The 22,746-nt window shown below is 37.9% G+C and carries 14 protein-coding genes and 3 pseudogenes; 10 read left to right on the plus strand and 7 right to left on the minus strand.

Annotated features, from left to right (window positions below; all coding sequences use genetic code 11):
* Window positions 1-85: 85 nt before the first annotated feature.
* From ACYPZI_RS01270 to ACYPZI_RS01280, 3 genes and pseudogenes are all read left to right on the plus strand, one after another.
* Window positions 86-1,663, plus strand: a complete 1,578-nt coding sequence (locus tag ACYPZI_RS01270; protein ID WP_459597835.1) for an ATP-binding protein — start codon at window positions 86-88, stop codon at window positions 1,661-1,663.
* A 20-nt stretch (window positions 1,664-1,683) separates the two neighbouring features.
* Window positions 1,684-2,400 (plus strand): response regulator transcription factor RprY, encoded by a 717-nt coding sequence (gene rprY / locus ACYPZI_RS01275; protein WP_459597836.1) that lies wholly within the window; start codon window positions 1,684-1,686, stop codon window positions 2,398-2,400.
* A gap of 125 nt (window positions 2,401-2,525) precedes the next feature.
* Window positions 2,526-3,537 (plus strand): annotated as a pseudogene (locus tag ACYPZI_RS01280) (transposase); the annotation flags it as partial.
* Between the two features lie 259 nt (window positions 3,538-3,796).
* Here ACYPZI_RS01280 and ACYPZI_RS01285 read toward each other — a convergent pair.
* On the minus strand, window positions 3,797-4,066 hold the full coding sequence (locus ACYPZI_RS01285; protein WP_459597838.1) for a hypothetical protein: 270 nt from the start codon (window positions 4,064-4,066) through the stop codon (window positions 3,797-3,799).
* A gap of 233 nt (window positions 4,067-4,299) precedes the next feature.
* Between ACYPZI_RS01285 and dnaK the strand changes: the two genes are divergently transcribed.
* The 3 genes from dnaK (at window position 4,300) to ACYPZI_RS01300 (ending at window position 6,999) form a co-directional block, all read left to right on the plus strand.
* Window positions 4,300-6,192, plus strand: a complete 1,893-nt coding sequence (dnaK, locus tag ACYPZI_RS01290; RefSeq protein ID WP_459597840.1) for a molecular chaperone DnaK — start codon at window positions 4,300-4,302, stop codon at window positions 6,190-6,192.
* 258 nt (window positions 6,193-6,450) lie between these two features.
* A complete protein-coding gene (locus ACYPZI_RS01295; RefSeq protein WP_459597842.1) occupies window positions 6,451-6,801 on the plus strand; it encodes a helix-turn-helix transcriptional regulator in 351 nt (116 codons plus the stop codon).
* Between the two features lie 90 nt (window positions 6,802-6,891).
* Window positions 6,892-6,999, plus strand: coding sequence for a hypothetical protein (locus ACYPZI_RS01300; protein ID WP_459597844.1), 108 nt, complete (start codon window positions 6,892-6,894; stop codon window positions 6,997-6,999).
* A 432-nt stretch (window positions 7,000-7,431) separates the two neighbouring features.
* Here the strand turns inward: ACYPZI_RS01300 and ACYPZI_RS01305 are convergent.
* Window positions 7,432-8,016: pseudogene (locus ACYPZI_RS01305) on the minus strand (phage integrase SAM-like domain-containing protein); the annotation flags it as partial.
* Window positions 8,017-8,557: 541 nt separating this feature from the next.
* On the opposite strand from ACYPZI_RS01305, the gene ACYPZI_RS01310 reads away from it, so the two are divergent.
* The 4 genes and pseudogenes from ACYPZI_RS01310 to ACYPZI_RS01325 all read left to right on the plus strand — a co-directional run.
* Window positions 8,558-9,868, plus strand: coding sequence for an ATP-binding protein (locus ACYPZI_RS01310; RefSeq protein WP_459597846.1), 1,311 nt, complete (start codon window positions 8,558-8,560; stop codon window positions 9,866-9,868).
* Between the two features lie 20 nt (window positions 9,869-9,888).
* Window positions 9,889-12,657 (plus strand): AAA domain-containing protein, encoded by a 2,769-nt coding sequence (locus tag ACYPZI_RS01315; RefSeq protein ID WP_459597848.1) that lies wholly within the window; start codon window positions 9,889-9,891, stop codon window positions 12,655-12,657.
* A gap of 293 nt (window positions 12,658-12,950) precedes the next feature.
* Complete coding sequence (locus ACYPZI_RS01320; RefSeq protein ID WP_459597849.1) at window positions 12,951-15,212, plus strand: cation:proton antiporter domain-containing protein; 2,262 nt, start codon at window positions 12,951-12,953, stop codon at window positions 15,210-15,212.
* Between the two features lie 1,005 nt (window positions 15,213-16,217).
* Window positions 16,218-17,888, plus strand: a pseudogene (locus ACYPZI_RS01325) (helicase-related protein); the annotation flags it as partial.
* Between the two features lie 55 nt (window positions 17,889-17,943).
* On the opposite strand, the gene ACYPZI_RS01330 reads toward ACYPZI_RS01325, so the two are convergent.
* From ACYPZI_RS01330 to ACYPZI_RS01350, 5 genes are all read right to left on the minus strand, one after another.
* Window positions 17,944-19,044, minus strand: a complete 1,101-nt coding sequence (locus ACYPZI_RS01330) for an ABC transporter permease (RefSeq protein ID WP_459597851.1) — start codon at window positions 19,042-19,044, stop codon at window positions 17,944-17,946.
* Entirely contained in the window at window positions 19,041-20,144 is a 1,104-nt protein-coding gene (locus tag ACYPZI_RS01335; RefSeq protein ID WP_459597853.1) for an ABC transporter permease, read from the minus strand. The genes ACYPZI_RS01330 and ACYPZI_RS01335 overlap by 4 nt, the downstream gene beginning before the upstream one ends.
* Window positions 20,141-20,878 carry an ABC transporter ATP-binding protein gene (locus ACYPZI_RS01340; protein ID WP_459597855.1) on the minus strand — a complete coding sequence of 246 codons (738 nt, stop codon included), beginning with the start codon at window positions 20,876-20,878 and terminating at the stop codon, window positions 20,141-20,143. The genes ACYPZI_RS01335 and ACYPZI_RS01340 overlap by 4 nt, the downstream gene beginning before the upstream one ends.
* Complete coding sequence (locus ACYPZI_RS01345; protein ID WP_459597857.1) at window positions 20,865-21,764, minus strand: ABC transporter ATP-binding protein; 900 nt, start codon at window positions 21,762-21,764, stop codon at window positions 20,865-20,867. Before ACYPZI_RS01345 ends, ACYPZI_RS01340 begins: the two co-directional genes overlap by 14 nt.
* 84 nt (window positions 21,765-21,848) lie before the next feature.
* Complete coding sequence (locus ACYPZI_RS01350) at window positions 21,849-22,745, minus strand: HlyD family secretion protein (RefSeq protein ID WP_459597859.1); 897 nt, start codon at window positions 22,743-22,745, stop codon at window positions 21,849-21,851.
* Window position 22,746: the final 1 nt, after the last annotated feature.

A 22,746-nucleotide genomic window follows, 5' to 3' on the forward strand; every position in this document is an offset into this window, starting at 1 on the left:
ATTGTTAAATGATTGTTTGGAAGACGGAAACTAGTTTTTTATGTACATTACTTATGAATTTGGCTAGGGAGACTAAAGAAAAATTATGAAAAGGTCGACAATATGGATATTAGCTGCTATAATGGCTGTCGCATTCTTTGGTCTATTGTATTTACAAATAACTTATCTCCGGGAATCTACAAGAATGCGGGGAGATCAGTTTAATGAAGCTGTAAACCGGAGTTTATCTCAAATTTCCAGAAACCTGGAAATAGATCAGGTGAGAAAATATTTGGAAGAAGCGTATACCGAAAGCCAGAAAAAGGAAGCTGCGTACAAACAACGGTCTTTGGCTTTAGCCAATCAACCGCAGGAGAAAACTGTAACTTATCAGCAAAAAGATAAAGTTACTATAGCTGATGGTTCGGAATTGAATTGGGAAAGTAGCATGTCCGTTACAACAGTACAAAAGCCAAAACAGGTATTCCAATCCCCAAGGAAAGATGGTACGAATGCCATATCCAAAAAGTTCTTTGACTTACAGGAAGAACAGATGAAAAGTTATATTTATGACAAAAATTTGATGGAAGAAGCTCTGAATATAAAATTCAAATCGAGTAGTAATACTCCCATCGAAGATCGTGTAAACTTTAAAGATCTGGAAACAAATATAAAAAGTGAATTAAGAAACAACAATATTGAATTGGCCTTCCAGTACGAGGTTGTAGATAAAAATAATAAACCCGTATACCGGCAGGCTCGATTTTTGGAGCAGGAGAAGAAAAATGAATACCAACAAGTATTATTCCCGAATGATCCGGCAAATTATTATCTGAAAGTTTATTTTCCTAAAAAAAGCGAATTTCTTTTCAGTGAAGTTTATTTTCTATACCCGGCAATATTGTTTACGTTCATACTTTTGGTCACATTCATTATAATCATATACATCACATTCCGCCAGAAGCGTTTGTCGGAAATGAAAAGTGATTTTATGAACAATATGACACACGAACTTAAAACCCCGGTATCGACTATATCGCTGGCCGCACAGATGCTTAAAGACGGGTCAATAACCAAATCACCGGATGTATTTAAACATATATCAGGAGTTATAAACGATGAAACAGAACGCTTGAGTTTTCAGGTAGAAAAGGTGTTGCAAATGTCTTTGTTTGAAAAACAAAAAGCAACTCTAAAACTAAAAGAGCTGGATGCCAATGATATAGTAGTAAGTGTAGCAAATACATTTCAGATAAAAGTTGAAAAATTCGGAGGAAACCTCGATATTGATCTCGAAGCGACCGAATCGGCTATTGAAGCAGATAAGATGCATTTTACAAATGTTTTATTTAACTTGCTGGACAATGCCGTTAAGTACAGAAGAGAAGATATACCGTTGGAATTAATGATACGAACATGGAATAATAACAACAAACTATATATATCGGTAGAAGATAACGGAATAGGTATAAAGAAAGAATACGTAAAAAAAATATTTGAACGGTTTTACCGCGTATCTACAGGAAACAGGCATGATGTAAAAGGTTTCGGGCTTGGACTGGCATATGTAAAAAAAATTATAGAAGACCATAAAGGAACTATAAAAGCGGAAAGCGAACAAGGTAAAGGTACCAAATTTATTATTTGCCTACCTATAATGAAAAGTAAGAGTGATCAAGAATAATTGTAAATAAGTAAGTTATTATGGAAGAGAAATTAAAATTATTTTTATGTGAAGATGATGAAAATCTTGGTATGTTACTAAGAGAGTATCTTCAGGCAAAAGGTTATGACACAGACCTATACACTGACGGTGAAGTCGGATATAAAGGTTTTGTAAAAGAAAAGTATGACCTGTGCATATTGGATGTGATGATGCCTAAAAAGGACGGAATCACATTAGTAAAAGAAATCAGAGTTATCAATACAGATATCCCTATCATATTCTTGACAGCCAAGAATATGAAAGACGATATTCTCGAAGGATTTAAAGCCGGCGCTGACGACTATATAACTAAACCGTTCAGCATGGAGGAACTTGTTCTTCGTATTGAAGCTATTTTCCGCCGTGTAAAAGGCAAGAGAAGCAAAGAACAACAGATTTATCAGTTTAGTAATATGACTTTCGACACTCAGAAACAAATTCTGACCATCAACGGTGAAAGCACTAAACTAACTACCAAAGAAGCTGAATTATTGGCTCTGCTTTGCGCTCATGCAAATGATATTTTGGAAAGAAACCATGCTCTGAAACAAATCTGGGTAGACGATAACTATTTCAATGCACGCAGCATGGATGTGTATATCACTAAATTACGTAAGCTATTGAAACCTGATCCCCGTATTGAAATCATCAATATACACGGTAAAGGTTACAAACTGATTGCACCCGTAAACGAAGAAGCTGAAGGAGCAGAATAATATCAGACATTATAACAGAAATAAAAGAGGCTGTCCCAAAAGTATGGGACAGCCTCAAATGTATTTGGATATTACGTCAAAAAGTTGTTTTGTATTAGTCTTACCTGTGTAATATTTACTCTTGTCGTAAGATAGCCAAATCTTTAGAGGAGAATATCTATTTCATGTGGTTCTCAGGGAACAGTTGTCCAGACTTCCGCACCATCAACCGTTTCCGGGGCGATGGATTAAAAGAGGATATAAAGGAGGTGTTCACACAGCTAGTCCTCTTATTGCAAGAATCAGGCTATGTGAGTCTGGAAGTCCAATATATTGATGGGACGAAGATTGAGTCGGCATCTAACCGGTATACCTTTGTATGGCGTGGTTCAGTTGAAAAATACAAGGGAAAAATTGGAAGACAAAATCCGTCAGGTATTATCATTGGAAGACAAGCATATTGAACAGGACAAACAGGAATCAAAGGTAAAAGAAGTTCCCAAGCCCATTGACAGCGATCAGCTTCGGGCTAAAGTCAAGGAGCTGAACTCCCGTTTGGAAAAGATGGATAAGATAGAGCGTAAACAGGTTAAACAGCTTCAAGAAGATTACCTGCCCCGTTTAGAAAAATATGAAGATCAATTAGAGAACTATGAATTTATGGAAGATAACCGCATGGAAGCTTATGTTAAATATAACTACTTCCATAAAGAACAAAAACGGGCATGAACCAAGAATCCTTTTGCCGTCCAGAACCTGTACTACAATAAAGACAATGACTGTTTTATCTGTCCGATGGGACAAAGGTTAACCAATATTGGAACCAAGAACAGCAAATCCGATTTGGGATACATCTCCACCCTAACCCGTTATCAGGCACAGAACTGCGATGGTTGCCCTCTCAGGTGTTTGTGCCATAAATCTAAATCAAACAGAGTCATGGAAATAAACTGCAAATTGAATGAATATAAAAAGAAAGCAAGGGAACGTCTCTTATCCGAACAGGGGATTTACCATCGCGGTAAGCGTTGTATAGAACCCGAAGCGGTATTTGCCCGGATAAAACACAATCATCAGTTCAACAGGTTAAGGTTAAGAGGATTACAGAAGGTGAAATTAGAGTTTACTCTGGTGCCTATTGCTCATAACTTGAGAAAATGGACGAATACAGCTGTCTTTAATCGACTTTTGACTAAAATACTGTCCCTTTGTAGACTTTTTATGAATAACAAAAGAACTAATCATCATATCATCTCAAATATAAGAAGAATCGACACTGCTGACAAAAAAAGAAGGCATCTCGCTTTTGAGACACATCCTTTTCTTTGTCTATTAGATGCTTAATATCTGCCTAGTTAGATTTTTTATCTTTGCCTGATTTCGTTGTTATCAATAGAATACCACCGCTATATATTTTTTAAGCTTTTTCCATTTTCAATAGATCTATTTTGTCTATATCATTTTTGGATATAGGTAATTTTTCTTTTTTTAGCTCTATATCGTACTTGTATTCTTTTCCGTCAATTACAATCATTGGTTTTTTAGTTATTTGTTTGCTTTTAGCTAACTCATTAATGTAATCGGCTAAGAAAGTTTTATCTTTTCCTGTGTCAGATAGAAGATACCTGTTTGATGTACAACTGGATACTGCTATCAGTAATAATAGCATTAGATTTGCCTTTTTCATAGTTGTTATTTTTTTCAAATATAATTATAATTTGTTATTTTTTGCTTTGCCGTTAAATAGATATTAGCTGATGAATGAAAATAGATGTCTTTTAAATGCTGCCAAATAGTCATATTTTGTCATATCTCATATATCAGGTCATTTTTGGCATAGCATTTGAAGAAATAGTAGTGTCACCGAAAGGTGGAAAAATATAAATAATAGAAGAATAACAAATAAATAAATAATATAAAATGGGAAAAATAATCGGAATAGACTTAGGTACCACAAACTCTTGTGTTGCCGTTATGGAAGGTAACGAGCCAATCGTTATCAACAATAATGAAGGAAAAAGGACAACTCCATCGGTTGTTGCTTTTATTGAAGGAAACGAACGTAAGGTTGGTGATCCCGCAAAACGTCAGGCAATAACTAATCCTGAAAAAACAATATACTCCATAAAAAGATTTATGGGTGAAACTTGGGATCAAGTACAGACCGAAGTTGTACGTGTGCCATACAAAGTGGTAAAAGGAGATAACAGTACACCTCGTGTAGATATAGACGGACGTCTGTATACTCCACAGGAAATTTCGGCTATGATACTTCAGAAAATGAAGAAAACTGCCGAAGATTATCTTGGTCAGGAAGTTACTGACGCGGTAATTACAGTACCCGCGTATTTTAGCGATTCTCAGCGTCAGGCTACAAAAGAAGCCGGAGAAATTGCAGGGCTGAAAGTTCAACGTATTGTGAACGAACCAACAGCAGCAGCGCTTGCCTATGGGTTGGACAAGGCTCATAAAGATATGAAGATCGCTGTATTTGACCTTGGTGGAGGTACATTCGATATTTCTATATTAGAACTTGGAGACGGTGTTTTTGAAGTAAAATCAACAAATGGTGATACGCATCTGGGTGGTGATGATTTTGACCAGGTTATTATAGACTGGTTGGCTGAAGAATTCCAAAAAGAAGAAGGTTTAGACCTTCGTAAAGATCCAATGGCGTTGCAACGTTTGAAAGAAGCTGCTGAAAAAGCTAAAATTGAACTTTCAAGCACAACTTCTACCGAGATTAACCTGCCGTATATCATGCCGGTGAATGGCATTCCAAAACACTTGGTGAAAACTTTGACCCGTTCTAAGTTTGAACAATTGGCAGATAGTCTGATCCGCAAGTGTATTGATCCATGTCGTCAATCATTGTCCGATGCAGGATTTTCAGCTTCTGAGATAGATGAAGTAATTCTTGTAGGAGGATCTACCCGTATACCTGCCATACAAGCTGAAGTAGAAAAATTCTTTGGAAAAACTCCTTCTAAAGGTGTGAATCCGGATGAAGTAGTTGCTGTAGGCGCGGCTATACAAGGTGCGGTATTAACAGGAGAAGTGAAAGATGTTCTTTTACTTGATGTAACTCCTCTTTCTTTGGGTATAGAAACTATGGGTGGTGTGATGACCAAATTGATTGAATCTAATACAACAATCCCTACCAAGAAGAGTGAAACATTTTCTACAGCAAGCGATAATCAACCATCGGTACAGATAAATGTATTGCAAGGTGAGCGTTCAATGGCTAGAGATAACAAGCAAATCGGAGTATTCAACCTGGATGGTATACCTACCGCTCCACGTGGAGTGCCTCAAATTGAAGTTACTTTCGATATAGATGCGAATGGTATATTGAACGTATCGGCTAAAGATAAATCAACAGGAAAAGAACAATCGATCCGTATCGAGGCTTCTTCCGGTCTTAGCGACGCCGAAATCCAACGGATGAAAGATGAAGCTACTGCAAATGCCGAATCGGACAAAAAGGAAAAAGAAAGAATAGATAAGCTGAACCATGCTGATTCGATGATTTTCCAAACAGAAAAACAATTGAGCGAGTTGGGAGATAAGATCCCTGCTGACAAAAAAGCTCCTATTGAAGAAGCCTTGAATAAACTGAAAGATGCTCACAAAGCACAGGATATTCCGGCTATAGATACTGCAATGGGCGAACTGGAAAAACTTCTTCACGCAATGAGTCAGGAAATGTACAATCAACAGCAACAGGCTGGGCCAAATCCAAATCAGCAATCCGAACCATCCAATAATGGTGGTGATAATGTTACAGATGTGGATTTTGAGGAAGTGAAATAAAAGGGGGTTAGAAACGATAATCAATAATTAGCAAAATAGGTTGTATACCAAGTGTTTACAGCCTATTTTGTTTTGAGTAAATTATTGAATTCTATTGTTTTTTATCATACATATGTACCATATTTATTATGCGCGTTAATTGGCGATAAAGTGAGTCTTATTCATGCTTATTATGTCTTAACGTGCCTTAATTGACGATAAAGTAACGGATGTAAGAAAACAATATGGGAGTTAGTAAATTGAAATTATCGAAAGTATGTGAGCATTGCGGAAAAGCCTTTTGAGGCTAAAACCGTTATCACGCGCTTTTGCAGTCCTAATTGTGCAAATAAATCAGGAAAGGAGAAAAAGCAACAAGCGAAGGAAGCCGAACACAAGCAAACTATTTTAGAACAATCGGCTGATAAAATTGCACAAATGCAAACACGGCCTTTTCTTTCTATATCAGAAGCAACTATCATGTTTGGCATTTCTAAAGATACTATCCGTCGCCTGATTAAAGCGGGTAAAATCCCTGCTGTTAATTTGGGCGAACGTCTTACAAGGGTAAGCCGTACACATATAGAATCCATGTTTACCGCTGTTGCGCTGCCGGAAGAGAAACCGTAGAAGCAGCAGCCTGTCAAATTACAATATGAGCCAAATGAATGTTATACCATTGCTGAAGTATCAGAAAAATTCGGCGTTTCTCTTTCAACAGTGAGCAATACCATTCGTCGTAATAGCATACCCATACCCAAGAGGCAGGCAGGTAAATTCGTTTATGTACCTAAAGAACAAGTAGATAAAATATCCGCAAGAAAATGAAAGAGTTATCGAACACCAAAGTAACTGTAAGGCTTCGCAAAGTTGAAGACCGCAAAGAGTGGTATCTCTATATTGAGAGCTACCCTGTCTTTGTGGCGGGAAAGAAACAGCCGTAGCGCATACGCGAATATCTGAATCGTAGTTGCAGAGAAGATAGTGGATTGTAGTATTTATATTTTGGCTTTGGTCTGGCTTTTGTTTGTTATCATCTGCTTTCTCCTTTAGTGTAATGGGTTTTAAATCTCCATAAGTCACATGATGATATTCTGCATAGGATAATGAGGTATAACAGCTAAAAAGAAATTCCCTTAACACTTCTTTCTTGCCTCCGGTGTATGTGTTGCTGTTGTAAGCTTGTTGCAGTGTATCGAGTTCCTCTTCGGTCAGTATATCGTTATTCTGTGCCTTCGTGATCTTCTTAATCTCAAACTTATCATAAGGGTTCTTTTCCAGTTGTTCTTTATCAATGGCTAGTCCTAGCAGGAATTTAAAATTGGCATGTTTCTTATAGATGGTAGAAAGCAGATTGCCTGCCTTGATTTCATAGTCATGGAAACGTTGGATATATTCCAAGGTAATTTCTTTGAAGGTTAAAGTAGGTTTCCATTCTTTCATTTTGTTAATCAGATTGCGATAGTTGGAGAGAGTTTGTTTGGCTCTGGTAGATTTCAAGAGTTCCAATTCATGTTCTATAAAGACATAAAAGTCGGCATTGCCGGAATGCTTATCCTTAAATCTTTCTATAAACTCTTGTGCTGTTAAAGGAATCAGATAGTTATCCAAGATGATGCTTTCGGCTTTGTGGTATTGTTCTTTGATGAGTCTGTTGTAAAGGATATGGCGGGGTTCCGTTGCTTTTACTTGCTTCTTGTTCTCATTCCAGTCTCTGGGATGTACTGAAACATTAAAGCCTACAAACGTAGGACGTCTATAGGCTATATATCTCAGGCAAATCCGGTATCTACCTTCTTTTGTCCGGTAATTCTTTCTCTGTAAGATTTTTAGTGTCGCTTTCATCTTCTTGTCAATTGTTTTGGGTTTGGTTCCCTGGTCTAACAATTGTACAACAAAAGCATGTATGTTATGAAGTCTCTTTTTCTAACCTTTCCACCACAGTTAGGCTATTCCGCTGATTCTCTTTCGGTTGTTGAAACTTTCGATTTTGGGTTTCTACTTGTTTCATGCCCCTCGGTAGTCCCACTATGATTACTCAGGTGAGAAATCCGTTGTAAAATGATATTCTTCTGGCAGTGTATCCTGAATTTGTTTCCATGTTTTCTATTCGCTATAATTCATTGTTTTATTTTCTAACGCATTTCAACTATAAAAGGTTCGGCTCGCGATAGATATGACTCACGTATTAACCTTTAGTATGACCGACCGGATAATGAGAATATATCTTATGATGTATAAAATTTGTATTTTCCACCTTGTTTATATTTTAATGACAATTATTTTAATTGTGGTTAAATTAATTCAAGGCAATTGAGTCGAATTAAATAAATTGTTTTAATTTTGTAATTACCATTAAGATAATGTACATTAAATAATATAAAGTATGAAATTTTATAACAGGATAAAGGAGTTAGAGATATTAGCCCGTACATTGGAGCAATCGAAGAAAAATTCTTGCTTTACAGTTATGGTTGGCCGCCGCCGTATTGGTAAGACCTCCCTTTTACTGGAATCTGTAAAAGGGCAGAAATATCTTTATTTGTTTGTTTCACGCAAAAGCGAACCACTTCTTTGCGAGCAATTTCAAAAAAATGCGGCAGATGTACTAGGATTACAAATTTTCGGTACAATCACCCGGTTTAAAGACCTTTTTGAGCAGTTATTGATTTTTGCCACAAAAGAACATTATACACTTATTATTGATGAATTTCAGGAATTTGACAATGTGAATCCATCTATATTTAGTGACGTTCAAAATCTTTGGGATCAATATAAAGACAAAACTAAAATCAACTTTATTGCTTCCGGTTCTATTTATTCAATGATGATGAAGATTTTTGAGAATAGGAAAGAGCCGTTATTCGGTAGGCTTACCTCAAAAATAACATTGCAACCTTTCACTGTTAGCGTAATAAAAGAAATCCTGAACGATTATAACCCTGAATATACATCGGAAGATCTTTTATGTCTCTACATGCTGACAGGTGGAGTTCCCAAATACATTGACCTGCTGATGGAGGCCGGAGCTGTAACCAAGGATAAAATACTGGATATGGCTACACGCCCTGATTCTCCTTTTATTGGAGAGGGCAAAGAATTACTTATTTCCGAGTTCGGAAAAGAGTATGGAACCTACTTTTCTATCCTGCAATTAATTGCTTCCGGAAAAACTACCCAAAGTGAAATAGATTCCATTATAGAGAAAAACACAGGGGCTTATCTGGTAAATTTAGAGAAGGAATACTCCCTTATTACAAAAAACAAACCCATGTTCTCAAAACCGGAAAGTCGGAAAAACCGTTGGAGTCTAAATGATAATTATCTGTGTTTCTGGTTCCGTTTCATTTTTCCAAACCAGTCGTTGATTGAAATGGGAAAATACGAATTGCTTCGTGAATATATTGATAAGAACTATGAGCAGTACAGTGGTTCCATTTTGGAAAAATATTTTCGGGCAAAAATAGCGGAAGAGGAAAGGATAACCGCTATCGGTAGCTACTGGGATAGTAAAGGTGAAAATGAAATAGATTTGATCGCTCTGAATGATTTGGACAAAACAGCTATTGTCGCAGAAGTAAAACGTAATCCGAAGAAAATCGATAAGAATTTGCTTCAGGTGAAAGTCGGTTCAATAAAAAAGGAACTTGCGAAATATGATGTTGAATTAAGGGGTTTATCTATGGATGATATGTAGTAGCATAATAAGAGAGACTGATGAAGCTCCCGTTCATAGTATACTTAAAAAATAAAACATCACTGAAGTTCGAATACAAAAGCGATGTTTCAACTGTTGTTCGTACCGACAATGGATATCGTATTACATTTAATAATGGAAGAAGCTATAATTACGGAGATGATAAAGTACAATACTATCCGCTTATTTCAACACGAAAAGATGTTCGCATATATGAAAATAGCAAACTAAATAAGACGTATAATACAGTAGACAATTATGGTCGTTATTTGATTTTTCGGGATGGCGACAACTGTTCTTATCCAATTGAAAATAATGCTGATATTGAAATCTGTGATATAAAAAAGAACACAGCTCAAGCGGAATCAATTATCGATTATTTTAAAGATATATTGAAAAAATCAGGAGGAGTATCGTTTGACATTCCAGCAGAAGAAACAGAAAATAAAAATCCAAATCAAATAAGCTCCGAAATATTGCTCAAGGCTCTTGAGGGTATAGATGTATTCGAATCAAGGTCGGCACTATCTAACTATATTGATGGAACTAACCCTGCGATTAGCACTTCTAAAGAAACCCTTATCTACCCTTTCGGATGCAATGAAAGCCAGAAACTGGCAGTTGAAACTACGCTAAGAAATAGCATAAGTATCATAGAAGGTCCCCCAGGAACAGGCAAAACACAAACAATCCTGAATATAATAGCCAATCTAATAGTACAGAATAAAACGGTAGCAATTGTTTCGAACAACAACTCTGCAGTATTCAATGTGCGGGAGAAGTTAGAGAAATATGGCTATGGAATGGTTGTCGCATCACTTGGTAATAACGAAAATAAGGCTTCATTCTTCGACAATATTGAAGAGCAAACAATCAATCCGGATTTTAAGATTTCGGAAGAGCGATTAAAAAGAATAAAGCATGAGATTCAGGAATTAGATTCCACATTAACGAAGTGCTTTCAGTACCGGAATAAATTAGCCACCTTAAAAACGGAATTATCGGATGCCGAGATAGAATTTAGCCATATAGAAGCAGAACAGCCACTCGAGCCAAACATAAAATCCATACTCGATAAGAAGTTCCATCGTAAGTGGAATTTTAGCAAGACGTTGAAGTTGAAAGATTTACTATCGTTCGTTGATATTAAGAACAAGCTGTCAATCATAAACAAGTTGCGGTTTGTTTTACAATATGGCTTATTTGATCTGAATAGTATTAGCCAGTATAGTGAAGAATTCCCCGTTTATGCAAATCACAAATTCTATGAATTATACATAGCAAAAATAGAAAACGAAATCTCGGACATTGAAAATTGGTTAACTTATAATAATGAAAAGGCTAATCTTAAGCATTTTATCGAAACATCTAAAGAGATATTCAATGGTGTATTATTTAAAAAATATAACCGTTTAGGAAAATCAACGTTTAATGTTGAAGATTATCGTAAGCAGTTTGATGATTTTACAAGGCGTTATCCGGTAATCCTGAGTTCTACGCTGTCGCTTCACACAAGTATCCCCAAAGGGTATCTTTTCGACTATCTGATTATAGATGAATCTTCTCAGGTAGATATTATAAAGTCTGCCGTATGTTTTTCGTGTTGTCGAAATGTGGTTGTTGTCGGAGATAGCATGCAACTAACTCATATTGTAGATAAACAAAGTCAAGAAGCAGCGGAACAATTTCTAATTGAGTACAACATTTCTCCTGCATATGATTATGTCAAACAGAATATTCTGAACTCTCTGAAAAGCTTGTATGGGCATAAAGTAAAGTCAGTTCTGCTAAAAGAACATTACAGATGCCATCCTACTATTATTGGATTTTGTAATAAGAAGTACTACAATAACAATTTGGTTGTTATGACTAACGGGAATAATCATCCGTTCAGAATCATTGAGACAAGCATATCAGGAGGGAGAGATAATTACAATCAAAGACAGATAGATGAAACGGATTTCTATATTCGGGAAAACTATTCAGCGGACTATACGAAAGTCGGAGTTGTCGCTCCCTATAGAAAGCATGCCGATATGCTGCAAAAGCAACTGCCGGATGGTGCGGAAGCCGACACCATACATAAATTTCAGGGGCGTGAGAAAGATGTGATTATATTCAATACGGTCAGAAGCAAGATAGGGGAGTTTATTGATAATCCTAATCTTATAAATGTTGCCGTATCAAGAGCTGTTAACGAATTTATTGTGGTAAAACCTGAATCGATGGAGCTTCCTCACGGAACAAATATTGGTGATATGATACGCTATATATGTTATACCACCGATCCGGATGAAACAATTGTTAAAGGTAGCATCTGTTCCGTTTTTGACCTTCTATACAAAGAATACAACAAAGTCTTTATTTCGTTTCTTTCATCAAACAAAAATATAAAAGGATCTGCCGCAGAGATTATTATTGATAAGCTATTGAATGAAAAGATATTGAAAAACAATGCTCAATTCTCATCCATTGATATGGTTAGAGAATACCGGCTTAGAGACCTAGTCCGGAATTTTGAATCATTCACTGAAGATGAAATCCGGTTCATAAAGAATAATTCAAGAATCGATTTTTTGTTGTACAACAAAATAGACAAGACTCCTATTTTAGCTATTGAGGTGGATGGTATGTCATTCCATGACAATGAGCTGCAACAGGAAAGAGATAACAAGAAAAATCATATTTTAGAAATTATCAGGCTTCCATTGCTTAGATTATCAACCGATGGACATAATGAGGAAATGAGGATTATTGAAAGTTTAAACGCTGCAATGGGGCTGTGCTAATTTTCACAGGTTTCTTTCAAGGATATTCTCAGACATCTTTTCTGATCATCTTTTTTATTAGCTGCTAAAAATACTATTTAACTGGAAGAGAGTTAGTCTTTTCTTTTGATAATTTTCCTGAAAAATCACAGCAAAAGTTTGCCGGAATTTCAAATTCTGTATATATTTTTGATGTTGGATTCCAGTTTGCAATGGACTTCATTTTTATCGGTACATTTGTATTCTTTTTGAAACTGAAAATGACAGGTTTAGGTTGCGAAGTGCGGCATAACATAAACTAAATAATTACAACAATGGAACACTTACCACGATTTGTGAACGATCTTGCTCTTATCCTTATCACTACAGGGATAGCCACTATTATATGTAAATGGCTCAAACAGCCTGTCGTATTGGGATATATCATTGCCGGGCTTCTCATCAGCCCCCATATAACATTCTTTCCATCTATAACTGACCTGGAAAGTGTACATACATGGTCGGAGATCGGAATTATTTTTTTCCTGTTTGCGCTGGGGCTTGAATTCAGTTTCAAGAAATTGATGGATGTAGGGGGGACGGCATCCATTGCAACATTATTCAACATGGCCTGTATGGTAACTGTCGGCTATACCATCGGCAAGCTGTTGGGCTGGTCGCATATGGACAGCCTTTTTCTGGGAGGTATGCTGTCCATGTCTTCTACGACTATTGTTATTAAGACATTCAACGATATGTCCTTACAGAAAACAAGGTTTGCGGGTATTGCCTTCGGCATGCTCATCGTAGAAGACCTTGCCGCCATCTTAATGCTCGTCTTGCTGAGTACGGTAGCAGTAAGCAAACACTTCGAAGGGACTCAGCTGATATACGAAATCTTTAAACTCACTTTTTTTATTGTTATATGGTTTGTGGGCGGTATATACCTTATCCCTACATTCCTGAAGAAATTGAAAAAACACCTCAATGACGAGACTTTGCTTATCATATCGGTCGGTTTATGCTTAGGAATGGTATTGTTTGCCACATACGTTGGGTTTTCGGCCGCATTAGGCGCATTTATCATGGGGTCCATTTTATCCGAAACATTGGAAGGCAAGCATATAGAACATATGATGCTGCCTCTGAAGAATCTGTTCGGGGCTATCTTTTTCGTATCGGTCGGTATGATGATCGAGGTTAAGGTAATAGCGGAATACGGGGTGTATATAGCGCTGTTTACCTGTGTGATCCTTATCGGACGCCCCCTGTTCTCCACAATCGGTATTTTATTGTCGGGACAAGGATTGAAGGTTGCTGTCAAAGCCGCGTGCAGCCTGGCTCTGGTCGGAGAATTTTCGTTCATTATCGCTACATTGGGTACAAGTCTGGGAGTGATAAGCAAAGCGCTTTATCCTATTATTGTAGCGGTAGCGGTTATTACGACTTTCATATCTCCATACATGCTGAAAATGTCAGATCCTTTTGCCGACTGGATAATAAAACGGATACCGCCTAAATGGGAAAGGCTGATAGAAGGCTATGCATCATCGGCTTACAATACAGTTACAGAGGAAAAAGCATGGAGTGCCCTTCTGAAAAAAGTTTTCACATTTGTCGCCGTGTACCTGATGATAAGCATAGCCGTCATACAACTGTTCAAACTGTTTATAAACCCGTTCATTATAGAACATATTCCGGGTGTTTGGGGTAAAGTTCTGGCTGCCGCGTTAACGCTGACATGCATGGCCCCGTTACTACGTGCTATAATAATGAAGAAAAACAGGTCGGATGAGTTTCGGAAATTGTGGAACAAACAGTTTACGAACCGTGTGGCCCTGGTTATCCTCATCATATTCCGTGTGGCCTTGTGTTTTTTTGCCGTCATATTCGAATTGCATATACTGTTCCCGTCTTCATCCATAACGGCAATAATCATTGCTATCGTTTACCTTGCCGCTATCGTTTTCATAAAAGGGGTGAAAATCCAGTCACGCAGGATAGAGAAAAGGTTTATCGACAACTTCAACAGTAAGGAAAAAAACGCGGCAATATCATCCGCGGTAGCAAAAGGGCTGTTATCCAAAAATATACATATCGAAGAAATTGAAGTGTCGCCCGGTTCGCCAAGCGTAGGCAAGACCTTGTCCGAACTCAATTACCGGCAAACCACGGGCGTCAATATTATCACGATCATACGGGGAAACAGGAGAATAAATATTCCTGACGGCAAAGCATGCCTGTATCCGTACGACAGGATTATTATTTGCGGATCGGACGACGAAATAATGAGGTTTGTAGAATCGGTCGAGAACCGGAATAATGGAGAACCGGCAATGAGCGATGCCGTACAGCATCATATCAGCCTTTCCCAATATCCTGTCGGGGAAGGGTCGGTAATGATAGATAAAAGTATCGCCCGGCTAAGTGTCAGGGAGCAAACCGAATGCATGGTTATAGGGATAGACCGGGGAAATGAATCCATAACGAATTTCAGCGCGGGCTTTGTATTTCATGAAAACGATGTAGTATGGATTGCCGGGGAAGTGGATAAGTTAGCGTCATTTGAAGCCAATATCAATAAGCTGTTTAATTGAGAAAACTTCGTTGTTGCAGGGCTTGCGCCTTATTTCATAAATACAATTCCTTATTTTGAGTATTCTGTCTATTTCCATGTTTAATAGCAAAGCAAACAATCTGACAGATGTCCTTATTCTTATATTTGACATATTTTGGATTAGTAACCTTTGCTGTTTACGGATGAAGAGGGCAGCCTGTGGCTCAAATAAGCGGGAAAGAAAACGGACTACGCAAAAGGTGTCAAATTATTGCCCGAAGTGATTGCCATGTATGAAAATGTAAAGATAAAAAGAGGGACTGCTTATATGTCCCTGTTTTCCCTTGTATATATTAGAGTTTATATTTAATAAAAGATTATTCTATTTATTTACAGGTGTTTATACATAGTTGATTTTTTAACCACAGAGTTGCACCGAGTTAAATATCACGGAGTTACACCGTGATACACCGTGAACCATAACTCCGTAAACTCTGTGGTTAATTTATTGTTTATGAAATCCATAAATCTTTATTCTATATAATATCTATTGTAAGGAAAATTATTGAAGGGGGAAATAAAAGAATATATTCCTCAATAGTAGGGGGAAAATTCCATTAGTATAAGAATATTGGCAATATGGGGATAATTGCGTATCTTTGTATCTATTAAGTCGCTCTTAATATATTGTTGAAAACGAAGCCAATCAGCGAATAATGATAGCTCGTTTCTAAATCGTTACTTATCAAGAAAATATTTTCTATAGCTTGCTTGTTATCAGAATGAAAGACTGAATTCTATGTCTGGCAACGTGGCAGGTGACAGGCTTATCAATTCCGCATATCGTTGTAATTTCTTTCAAATAGCAGCTCTGTTGAATTTTATCACTCTTTATCAATGGATTACGGAGAGCAAAATTTAGAGAGGTAATGATTTAGTAACAGTTCTTCTGACTGAGGTTTGCTATCGTTTGCATTCCCCATCGGATAACATTTTACAAATATATAGAATTGTTATTTCTAAATCTACTATATAATGAATAAGAAAGCAGATAAAAGCCGCAAAAAAGCTGATTCGTAAAAAGCAACGGGAATATGAGATTCAGAGCCGTATATTCTCTGAAATGGATACCGATCCCGAAATTCAACACTATCTGGATAACGCGAGGTTTATCAATAAGGAACGGGAGGTTTGCCGGTTTACTAATTTACAGAAACATGACCTGAACCTGATCCTTCAAAAAAGATACTCCCTGTTGAACTGGCAGCAGGGTTCGGGTAAAACGGCGGCAGTATACCATTATGCGAAATACCTGCTCAAATACCGGAAAGTAAGGAATGCGATCGTGCTGGCCCCGGCAATAGCAACCAATCTCACATGGGAAACATTTTTGAAAGTGAACAGGGAGCGGTATTATACCTTGCGGAGCTATAAGGACTTCAGGAACATCCCCGAAGGAGTTTTCCTTGTGGTCAGTATATCCATGCTCGGTAAGCTGAAACGGGATTTGAGCCGGTTTATAAAGCAGAATTCCAAAAAACTTTGCCTGATATTCGACGAATCGGATGAGATCACCAATCCGGTATCACAACGGACCAAAGCGGCGCTGAGTATATTCCGAAGGTTGAATTACAAAATACTCGATACGGGAACCACCACCCGGAACCACATCACCGAGTTATACAGCCAGTTTGAGCTGCTGTATAACAACTCCATCAATATGATGTGTTGGTGCGACAGGATCTATCACCAGGATAAAGGCGGGGATATTGTAAGAAAGGTCAATGACTGTTACGGCGAACCCTTTCCTGCATACCAGGGACATAACCTGTTCAAGGCTTGCTTCTGTCCGGGCAAGGCCAGTGTATTCGGTATTGAGAAACAGAACCAGGATATTTACAATAAGGAGGAACTGTTCAAGCTGATCGGAAAAACAATTATTACCCGCAAGTTCAAGGACTTTGCCGGGGAGAAATATGAGGTAAAAACCCATTCCGTAACCCCGACCGATGGTGAACGGGAGGTCTACCACGTCATTGTCGAGGAATTCTGCCGGATATGCGAATTATACTATAACAGTACCGGAGACACAAAAAAGGAAGCCGGATTGCGCCTGATGAGGCAAATAAAACTATTGATTAAAGCCTGTTCCGTTCCCAACCTGATAGACGGCTACTTCGGCGACCCGTATCCGAACAAAACAAGGTATATCCGGAATATGATAAAGGCGATACCCGGCAAGGTTACTGTCGGATGTACTACTTTGGCCGCTTTGGATATGTACGGGCAGTATATATCCGGACAATTTCCCGGCAGGCCCGTATTTATCATCAAGGGTGATGTCACATTCAAAAAACGGCAAAATATTATTACCGAATTTGAGGATACTTTGAACGGCATCCTTATCTGTACGCAGCAATCGCTGAAGAGTTCGGCGAATATCCCGACCTGCAACGATGTGATACTCGAATCCCTGCAATGGAATATCCCGAAGATGGAACAGTTTTACTTCCGCTTTATCCGGCTCGATTCCAGAGACCGGACACAGGTGCATTTTGTGTCTTACGAGGATTCGATTGAACAGAACCTGATGGCCCTGGTACTGACAAAGGAACGGCTGAACGAATTTATCAAATCAGGTGAACTAAACCACTATGGATTTCCAATCCATAGTGGTTTATTTTCTATTGTAAATAAGTTATTGAAATTCTACTAGGTTTTATATGTTAGCTCCTAATTGAAGATTAGGGGCTTTTTAATTTAAAAAAGAATTAACTCGTTGTTTTTTTATAACTAAGTATGGCAAAGATGTTGAAAGCAACTACAAAACCTATGATCTTGGCAAGATTTGGTAATATATCTGTAAATCCGCTTCCTTTCATATATATCATACGAATAATCTCTACAAAATAACGTAATGGATTAAAGAATGTAACTATTTGTGCCCATTTAGGCATGCTGCTAATAGGGGTGAACAGACCACTAAGAAGAATAAATATAATAAGGAAGAAAAATATCATAAACATAGCTTGTTGCTGTGTGCCGGCAAAGTTGGATATCATCAGTCCAAAGCCTGTGAAAGCCAGCAAATAGAAAAAAGCAAATATATAAATATTGATCATATGCCCGAGGGGAATTAAACCATATATCAACCAGGCTACTATCATCCCTACCGTCAGAAGTAACAGCCCTATAACCCAAAATGGAATCAATTTACCTAAAATGAAAATGAACTTGGGAATTGGAGTTACGTTTATTTGTTCCATAGTACCTACCTCCTTTTCACGTACAATATTCATTGAAGAAAGCATTCCACCCATCAGAGTTACCAGAATAACTAATATTCCGGGAACCATAAAGTTACGGTAGTTCATTGTCGTATTATATCTGTAGTACGGTTTTATACTTATTCCGCCTGATATTTCAGTATTTTGAATTTCCGAATTATAATCGTTTATAATCTGTGTAATATAAGAAAGCCCCAGACCGGCTTTCTGCCCGTTTACAGCATTGATGGATAACATAAGGGTGGGTGGTTGTCGATTTACAAAATCTTTTTCAAAATTTTGAGGAATTTCGAGGATCAGGTCCGCTTTGTTTTGTTCTATTGCATCTATAGCTTTGTTATATGAAGCTGAATAATCGGTCAATTGGAAAAATCCGGAAGAAGTAGTTTTTTCCAGTAAATTACGAGAATAGGAACTTTTATCATTATCGACAACACTCAAAGAAATATTGCGTTGCTCGAATGTAGCAGCCCATGGCAGAATAAGAAGTTGTATTACCGGCATAGCAATAATCATTCGCAGCAGAACTTTATTTCTGATTATCTGTAAAAACTCTTTTTGCAGTAAATATTTTAATCTTCTCATAATCTGTTTTTAAATTTCCTGATACTTACAGTCAGCAAAATAATAGTCATAACCGATAATACTGAAAATTGCACCCAAATGGCGCTGAATCCTAATCCTTTTATCATTACGTCCCGAAGTGCTTCGATGAACCATCGGGCAGGGATAATATACGATATGCCCCTGAGTATGGCAGGCATTCCTTCAATAGGGAATATTAATCCGGACAATAACATTGACGGTAACATGAGCCCTATTGCCGAACCAATCATTGCCGCTTGCTGGGTTTGCGTTACCGACGAAATGAGTAAACCCAAAGCAAGTGCCGAAAAAGTAAATATAATGCTTAACAGCATAATCAGGAATACATTACCTGCTATAGGCACATCGAGGATGAAGTATGACATAAGAAGGATGGATATGACATTCAGAATGGAAATGATAAGATAAGGCACAGCTTTGGCCAGAATAATAGTGGTCGGTTTGAGAGGCGATACCAGCAGAATTTCCATTGTTCCTAATTCTTTCTCCCTGACAACGGATATGGATGTCATCATTGCACAAATAATCATCATGATCAATCCGATTAAGCCCGGTACAAAGTTATAAGCGCTCTTCATCTGTGGATTATATAGCATTTTTACTTCTGCATTAATAAATTGGGCATTTTGCATTCCTTTAGATATTTCTTGTTGATATTGCATCATGACCATTTGGAAATAGCTAACCAGGGTAGAGGCCTCATTCGGATCCGATGCATCTACCATCAGTTGTATATCTGTATTATTTGTATGCAATAAATCGTTGCTGAATTGTGAAGGAATGATGATGACCATTTTGCAGCTCCCTTTCTGAAATGTTTTTTCTATTTCATCTGCACTATTCAAATAACCGGTCAAACTAAAGTATTTATTATTACTGATTTTTTCTATCAACTTATGGGATTCTGCCGATTTCGATTCGTCCAATATGGCAAATGGCGTATTCTTTATCTCTGTTGATACGGCAAAACCCAATATCATCAGTAAGACAACCGGAAGTACTAACATGATTATCAATGTCAGCGGATCACGCGTAATATGATAAACTTCCTTTTTTATAAAGCTGATGAGTTGTTTCATTCTCCGTTTCTTTTTGTATCTCTTGCCAAGGCTTGAAATACCTCATCCATCGATTCTGCTTTAAACTCTGTTTTTAGTCCGGAAGGGGAACCCAATGCCCGTATTTGTCCGTCTACCATAATAGAAAGACGATTGCAATATTCTGATTCATCCATGTAATGCGTTGTCACAAAAGAAGTAATACCTTCGTCCGAGGCCTTATATATCATTTCCCAGAAAGTTCGCCGCGCCATTGGATCTACACCTCCGGTAGGTTCGTCCAGAAACACTATCTTAGGAGAGTGGAAAGTAGATACGGCAAACGAGACTTTTTGTTTTATTCCTAAAGGTAAAGAACTAACTAAAGCATTCTGTTCGGTTTTGAGATTCAAATCATTGACTACGACTTCGGTTTTATTTTTAATCTCTTTATCACTCATCCCGTATATTCCGCCGAAAAGCCGCAGGTTCTCCCGTGTTGTCAAGTCTTCATAAAGGGAAAATTTCTGACTCATATAGCCGATGTTCTTTTTTATATTGTCAGCCTCTTTGTATATATCATATCCTGCTACACTTCCTTCGCCTGATGTCGGGCTCAATAATCCGCATAGCATCCGCATAGCTGTAGTTTTTCCGGCGCCATTAGCTCCGAGGAAACCGAATATTTCACCTTGTTCTACCTCGAAAGAGATGCTGTCAACGGCTTTGAAACTACCGAACTTTTTTGTTAAGTTTTTTGCTTCAATTACTTTCATGGCTCATCAGTTGTATAAAACAGTCCTCTATAGTCGGTTCTATCTCTTTCAGTTCATAGTCAGGGAAATCTATGTTGATATCATCCCCGTTGAAAATAACATGCAGATATTCACCCGATATATAGCATAGGTTGATGTTTCGTTGACTTTTCAATTGTTCCAATAGATGATAATTATTCTTTGACTTGGCTGCATACAACTTATGCGGATAGTTGGCGACTATTTGTCGAGGTGTGTCTACAGATAATATTTTGCCTGTTTGTATCAGCGCTATGCGGTCGCACATACCGGCCTCGTCCATATACGGAGTGGATACCATTATTGTTATATCTTGCTCTTTCAGCTTCTTCAGCATATCCCAGAATTCCTTGCGTGATACAGGGTCTACCCCGGTTGTCGGTTCATCCAGAAATAGAACATCCGGTTTATGGATCAAGGCGCAACACAAAGCCAGCTTTTGCTTCATTCCTCCCGATAGCTTGCCTGCGCGCCGCTTCTTGAAAGGTTCTATCTGTATATATATATCTTTTATAAGATTATAGTTAGCCTCGACAGAGGTATTGAAAACATCTGCGAAAAAGTTAAGATTTTCCTCTATTGTCATATCCTGATAAAGGGAAAAGCGTCCGGGCATATAACCTATTTTGTCGCGTATTTCACGAAAACCATCCACTACGTCGGTAGAATCGACAGTAGCTGTTCCCATGTCGGCAAGCAATAAAGTGGTCAATATTCTGAAAAGGGATGTTTTTCCGGCTCCGTCGGGACCTATCAGCCCGAATAATTCACCTTTTTCTATTCGCAGGTTTATATTATCCAATGCATGAACAGGTTGTTTGCCTGTGTAAGTTTTGGATATATTATTGATGGATATAGTTGTTTTCATTTTTATAATAGTTACAAGTTATTTTAGCCATTAGCTTTTGTCGCTTTGCTAATTTGCTAATTTTCAAATTGGCACATTGGCTCATTATTTGAAATCCACATCGCCGTACATGCCTATTTTTATCAATCCATCAGTATTTTCCACTGTAATTTTCACTGCATATACCAGATTCTGCCGTTCATCTTGTGTCTGTATGGTTTTAGGTGTAAATTCCGCTTTATCGGATATCCACGAAACAATTCCTTTATAGGGTTTTTGAGTATCATCAGCCGAATTGATAAAAACGGTTACCTCTCGCCCGATTTTGATACTTTCCAGTTGTGTGGAAACAATGTAGGCACGCAAAAACATATTCTTGGTATCGGCTAGCTTATATAAAGGTCTGCCCTGTGAGGCCATTTCCTTTGCTTCCGCATACTTGCTTAATACGACTCCGGCGACAGGATTGATGATACGGCTTTTAGACAACTGGTCTTCTATTTGGGCTACTTGTATTTCATAGGCGCTGCTTTCCTCATTCAGGCTGTTTACAGATGTGCTTAGAGAGTTTAATTGCGCAGCTAAAGATCGTTGAAGCACAGCCAGCTGAGAGTTGACATCATCCAGTTGCTTTTGTGTAGCGGCACCGTCTTTCAAGAGATTTTCCACACGACGCTTTTCGGTTTCGGCCTTTGATATCTGTTCTTTAGTACTTGCTACCTGAACGGACACATCCGGACGCCTTACAGTTACGGCTTTGGACGTAGTCTGCAATTGTAGTTTTTTCAGATACAATTGGGTTGTGTCCACGTATCCCAGATACTGGCCTTTTGTTAGCTCATCACCTTCAGTTACATCGAATTGCTCTATTTTGCCGGATACTTCGGCTGAAACGATAATCTCAGTAGCTTCGAATGTTCCCGATGCATCATGATTGAATTTGTTGCGGTCGCAAGACGAGCAAACAAGTATTAGTACTGCTATCAGTATTGTATATTTCATA

Source organism: Dysgonomonas reticulitermitis, assembly GCF_054601275.1.